The 5,433-nt window shown below is 56.1% G+C and carries 3 rRNA genes; all 3 read right to left on the bottom strand.

Features of this window, described 5'->3' with window-relative positions:
• Positions 1-40 precede the first annotated feature (40 nt).
• The 3 genes from rrf to DIZ26_RS34695 all read right to left on the bottom strand — a co-directional run bounded on the left by rrf (position 41) and on the right by DIZ26_RS34695 (position 5,424).
• Positions 41-158: ribosomal RNA gene (gene rrf, locus DIZ26_RS34705) — 5S ribosomal RNA — on the bottom strand.
• Positions 159-305: 147 nt separating this feature from the next.
• Positions 306-3,431 (bottom strand): 23S ribosomal RNA (locus DIZ26_RS34700).
• A 475-nt stretch (positions 3,432-3,906) separates the two neighbouring features.
• Positions 3,907-5,424: ribosomal RNA gene (locus DIZ26_RS34695) — 16S ribosomal RNA — on the bottom strand.
• The 16S, 23S and 5S rRNA genes sit together here, the layout of an rRNA operon.
• Between the last annotated feature and the right edge of the window lie 9 nt (positions 5,425-5,433).

Genomic DNA, 5,433 nt, shown 5'->3' with positions numbered 1-5,433 from the left:
TTAAGGGCCACCCGTGTGGGTGGCCCTTAACAGTGTGAATGTCCGGCGACGTCCTACTCTCCCACGACCTCCCGGTCGCAGTACCATCGGCGCTGAAGGGCTTAACTTCCAGGTTCGGAATGGAGACTGGGTGTTTCCCCGACGCTATGGTCACCGTAACTCTATAGAAATATCAACCAACCACCTGCGAGTCACTTGGTCTCTCCACCTGGAAAGACCGGACTGGGGGTCGACCGTATTTCGGGAACCGTATAGTGGACGCGACGCATAAGCGCAGTTGTTTTGTTGACCAACAGTGTTGGTGTGGTGACAAGCCCTCGGCCTATTAGTACCAGTCAGCTCCACACCTTACGGTGCTTCCACCTCTGGCCTATCAACCCAGTGGTCTACTGGGGGCCTTACCCGATTAACTCGGTGGGAGACCTCATCTTGAAGCGTGCTTCCCGCTTAGATGCTTTCAGCGGTTATCACTCCCGAACGTAGCCAACCAGCCGTGCTCCTGGCGGAACAACTGGCACACCAGAGGTTCGTCCACCCCGGTCCTCTCGTACTAGGGGCAGCCCTTCTCAAGTCTCCTGCGCGCGCAGCGGATAGGGACCGAACTGTCTCACGACGTTCTAAACCCAGCTCGCGTGCCGCTTTAATGGGCGAACAGCCCAACCCTTGGGACCTACTCCAGCCCCAGGATGCGACGAGCCGACATCGAGGTGCCAAACCATCCCGTCGATATGGACTCTTGGGGAAGATCAGCCTGTTATCCCCGGGGTACCTTTTATCCGTTGAGCGACGGTGCTCCCACATGCCACCGCCGGATCACTAGTTCCGACTTTCGTCCCTGCTCGACATGTCTGTCTCACAGTCAAGCTCCCTTGTGCACTTACACTCGACACCTGATTGCCAACCAGGCTGAGGGAACCTTTGAGCGCCTCCGTTACCTTTTAGGAGGCGACCGCCCCAGTCAAACTACCCACCAGGCACTGTCCCTGATCCAGATAATGGACCGAAGTTAGACAGCCAGAACAACCAGAGTGGTATTTCAACGATGACTCCACCCGAACTGGCGTCCAGGTTTCACAGTCTCCCACCTATCCTACACAAGTTGTACCGACCACCAATACCAAGTTGTAGTAAAGGTCCCGGGGTCTTTCCGTCCTGCTGCGCGTAACGAGCATCTTTACTCGTAATGCAATTTCGCCGAGTCCATGGTTGAGACAGCGCCCAAGTCGTTACGCCATTCGTGCAGGTCGGAACTTACCCGACAAGGAATTTCGCTACCTTAGGATGGTTATAGTTACCACCGCCGTTTACTGGCGCTTAAGTTCAAAGCTTCGCCGACCGAAGCCGGCTAACCTGTCCCCTTAACGTTCCAGCACCGGGCAGGCGTCAGTCCGTATACATCGAATTACTTCTTCGCACGGACCTGTGTTTTTAGTAAACAGTCGCTTGGGCCTGGTCTCTGCGGCCATCAACGCTTCCAAGGGCAAGCCTTGTCACGTATCCGGCCCCCCTTCTCCCGAAGTTACGGGGGCATTTTGCCGAGTTCCTTAACCATGGTTCACTCGATCGCCTTGGTATTCTCTACCTGATCACCTGTGTCGGTTTGGGGTACGGGCGGCTCTAACACTCACTACGAAGTTTTTCTCGGCAGCATGGGATCATCCACTTCCCCTGAACGGGTCCGCCTCGGCTCTCAGGCTATATGAGACACGGATTTGCCTATGCCTCGCCCTACCACCTTGCCCGCGGATCAGCTTGCGCCTACCATCGCCGCGGTTGGACTACCCTCCTGCGTCACTCCTCAGTGCACCTAATACCACCTAGGGTCAACAACTCCACCAATCCATCCGAAGACATCATGGTTTCGTGGTCTTAGCATCAGTAGGTTCGGTCGGGTCGTGTTAATGCCGGTACGGGAATATCAACCCGTTGTCCATCGACTACGCCTGTCGGCCTCGCCTTAGGTCCCGACTTACCCAGGGCAGATTAGCTTGACCCTGGAACCCTTGATCATTCGGCGGACGGGTTTCTCACCCGTCATTCGCTACTCATGCCTGCATTCTCACTCGTGCAGCATCCACAACTAGATCACTCTGCTGCTTCACACGCTGCACGACGCTCCCCTACCCATCCACACACCTGGACCAGAACAAGTTCTGGCCGGGTACAAGTGTGAATGCCACAGCTTCGGCGGATTGCTTGAGCCCCGCTACATTGTCGGCGCGGAATCACTTGACCAGTGAGCTATTACGCACTCTTTCAAGGGTGGCTGCTTCTAAGCCAACCTCCTGGTTGTCTGGGCAACTCCACATCCTTTTCCACTTAGCAATCGCTTAGGGGCCTTAGCTGGTGATCTGGGCTGTTTCCCTCTCGACTACGGAGCTTATCCCCCGCAGTCTCACTGCCGCGCTCTCACTTACCGGCATTCGGAGTTTGGCTGATTTCGGTAAGCCGGTAAGCCCCCTAGACCATCCAGTGCTCTACCTCCGGTAAGAAACACGCGACGCTGCACCTATATGCATTTCGGGGAGAACCAGCTATCACGGAGTTTGATTGGCCTTTCACCCCTATCCACAGGTCATCCCCCAGGTTTTCAACCCTGGTGGGTTCGGTCCTCCACGCGGTCTTACCCGCGCTTCAACCTGCCCATGGATAGATCACTCCGCTTCGGGTCTAGAGCATGCGACTATTTCGCCCTATTCAGACTCGCTTTCGCTACGGCTACCCCACACGGGTTAACCTCGCCACACACCACTAACTCGCAGGCTCATTCTTCAAAAGGCACGCCGTCACACCCCTACAAGAGGAATGCTCCGACGGATTGTAGGCAACCGGTTTCAGGTACTATTTCACTCCCCTCCCGGGGTACTTTTCATCTTTCCCTCACGGTACTAGTCCGCTATCGGTCACCAAGAAGTATTTAGGCTTAGCGGGTGGTCCCGCCAGATTCACACGAGATTTCAAGAGTCCCGTGCTACTTGGGAAAACACTCGGAAGTCACTGTCTTACATCTACGGGACTATTACCCACTCCGGTCCGACATTCCAGCCGGTTCGACTTCAACAACGATTTATAACTCCCTGACCCCACGGCATTAGGATCTGAATGCTCCCACAACCCCACATACGCAACGCACGCCGGCTATCACACGCACATGGTTTAGCCTCATCCGCTTTCGCTCGCCACTACTCACGGAATCACTATTGTTTTCTCTTCCTGCGGGTACTGAGATGTTTCACTTCCCCGCGTTCCCTCCAGAACCCTATGTGTTCAGGCACTGGTAACTGGCTTTAGAATGCCAGCTGGGTTTCCCCATTCGGACACCCCCGGATCACAGCTTGGTTGCCAACTCCCCGGGGCTTATCGCAGGCTCCAACGTCCTTCATCGGCTCTTGGTGCCAAGACATCCACCGATTGCCCTTAGTAGCTTGTCACACAACAAAAACTACAAAGATGCTCGCGTCCACTATACAGTTCTCAAAATACGGGCAGGAACACCAGCCCCAAATCACCACTTACCTCGGAAACCTTCCAACCCAGGGAAAACACACCCAAGAAAGAAATCCTCACCAGTAGTTTGGTGGAAGCCGGCCCCAGCCACACAGCCACACCGGAATCATGACCCACAAAGGATCAATCAACCGGTGTAGTAGTGACCCAGAAAAACCAGTCCATCTCTCCGAAGAGATCCGGCCCGATTCCTCAGGACCCAACAGCGCGCCTCGGCACTCCACTCGACTCCGCATCCGTTCCACACTCAACAAGTTGAGTAGTACTAGTCCGCTCGGTTCCGCTTCATGCCTAATGGTCAATGTTCCACATTCCGAAGCACCGTCGCCCTGGAACGGATGTCCAAGAAACGACGAATTGACGACCACCCTTACGGGTCGATCGCCGAATGCTCCTTAGAAAGGAGGTGATCCAGCCGCACCTTCCGGTACGGCTACCTTGTTACGACTTCGTCCTAATCGCCAGCCCCACCTTCGACGGCTCCCTCCACAAGGGTTAGGCCACCGGCTTCGGGTGTTGCCGACTTTCATGACGTGACGGGCGGTGTGTACAAGGCCCGGGAACGTATTCACCGCAGCGTTGCTGATCTGCGATTACTAGCGACTCCGACTTCATGGGGTCGAGTTGCAGACCCCAATCCGAACTGAGACCGGCTTTTTGGGATTCGCTCCACCTTACAGTTTCGCAGCCCTTTGTACCGGCCATTGTAGCATGCGTGAAGCCCTGGACATAAGGGGCATGATGACTTGACGTCATCCCCACCTTCCTCCGAGTTGACCCCGGCAGTCTCCTATGAGTCCCCACCATAACGTGCTGGCAACATAGGACGAGGGTTGCGCTCGTTGCGGGACTTAACCCAACATCTCACGACACGAGCTGACGACAGCCATGCACCACCTGTATAGGACCCTTACGGACCCCCCATCTCTGGAGGATTTCCCTATATGTCAAACCCAGGTAAGGTTCTTCGCGTTGCATCGAATTAATCCGCATGCTCCGCCGCTTGTGCGGGCCCCCGTCAATTCCTTTGAGTTTTAGCCTTGCGGCCGTACTCCCCAGGCGGGGCGCTTAATGCGTTAGCTGCGGCACGGAGGACGTGGAATGTCCCCCACACCTAGCGCCCAACGTTTACGGCGTGGACTACCAGGGTATCTAATCCTGTTCGCTACCCACGCTTTCGCTCCTCAGCGTCAGGTAAGGCCCAGAGAGCCGCCTTCGCCACCGGTGTTCTTCCTGATATCTGCGCATTCCACCGCTACACCAGGAGTTCCGCTCTCCCCTGCCTACCTCTAGTCTGCCCGTATCGGAAGCAGGCTCGGAGTTGAGCTCCGAGTTTTCACTCCCGACGCGACGAACCGCCTACGAGCCCTTTACGCCCAATAATTCCGGACAACGCTCGGACCCTACGTATTACCGCGGCTGCTGGCACGTAGTTGGCCGGTCCTTCTTCTGCAGGTACCGTCACTCTCGCTTCGTCCCTGCTGAAAGAGGTTTACAACCCGAAGGCCGTCATCCCTCACGCGGCGTTGCTGCGTCAGACTTCCGTCCATTGCGCAATATTCCCCACTGCTGCCTCCCGTAGGAGTCTGGGCCGTGTCTCAGTCCCAGTGTGGCCGGTCGCCCTCTCAGGCCGGCTACCCGTCGACGCCTTGGTAGGCCATTACCCCACCAACAAGCTGATAGGCCGCGAGCCCATCCCCAACCGCCAGAACTTTCAACCCCCCACCATGAAGCAGGAAGTGATATCCGGTATTAGACCCCGTTTCCGAGGCTTATCCCGAAGTTGAGGGTAGGTTGCTCACGTGTTACTCACCCGTTCGCCGCTCGTGTACCCCCGAAGAGGCCTTACCGCTCGACTTGCATGTGTTAAGCACGCCGCCAGCGTTCGTCCTGAGCCAGGATCAAACTCTCCGTTGAAATCTATAT

The sequence above is a fragment of the Kribbella monticola genome, from assembly GCF_003261635.1.
GTDB lineage: Bacteria > Actinomycetota > Actinomycetes > Propionibacteriales > Kribbellaceae > Kribbella > Kribbella monticola.
Note: the sequence above shows the minus strand (reverse complement) of the source record. Positions and strands in the feature narration are given on the sequence as shown.